A 615-nucleotide genomic window follows, 5' to 3' on the forward strand; every position below is an offset into this window, starting at 1 on the left:
ACGCGCCCGCGCGCCGCGGGGGGCGCGCGCCCGGCCCCCCCCCCCCCCCCCCCGCTCGGGGGGGGGGGGGGGCGGGTCGCGGGCCCAGGATGGATACCAGAGCGGGACGGCAGGAACCGGAAGCCACCGGGCGGGCCGAGCCTCCTCGACCACGCACCGGACCGCCGGTGTCCCAGCCACCCTTCACATCCCTTGGAGATTGATCCTCATGAAGCACGTCAAGAAGGTCTCGAAGCGCGCCCGCGTCATCACCGGCACCTCCCTGGCTGCCGCGATCGCCCTCGGTGGCTTCGGCGCCTACTCGGCGAGCGCCGCCGACTCCGCCCAGTCCGCCGCCCCGGCCGTCGCCGCCGCGAACGTCAAGGGCAACACCACCACCACGACGACGCACCTCACCATCGACGCCGCGTCGAAGGCCGCCCAGGCCGCGCTCGACGCCGCCGAGAAGGAGGGCCAGCGCGTCTCCGTGGCCGTCGTCGACCGCAACGGCAACACCATCCTGACCCTGCGCGGCGACGGTGCCGGCCCGCAGTCCTACGAGGCCGCCGAGAAGAAGGCGTTCACCGCCGTCTCCTGGAACGCCCCGACCTCCGAGCTGGTCAAGCGCCTCGAGAA

At 74.5% G+C, this 615-nt stretch carries 1 protein-coding gene; it reads left to right on the forward strand.

The window, feature by feature from the left end:
- Window positions 1–208 precede the first annotated feature (208 nt).
- The coding region (locus ACFW9D_RS34120) for a heme-binding protein (RefSeq protein WP_384628539.1) at window positions 209–615 on the forward strand (407 nt) is incomplete at its 3' end.

The sequence above is a fragment of the Streptomyces sp. NPDC059524 genome (genome assembly GCF_042749255.1).
GTDB classification, from domain to species: domain Bacteria; phylum Actinomycetota; class Actinomycetes; order Streptomycetales; family Streptomycetaceae; genus Streptomyces; species Streptomyces xanthii.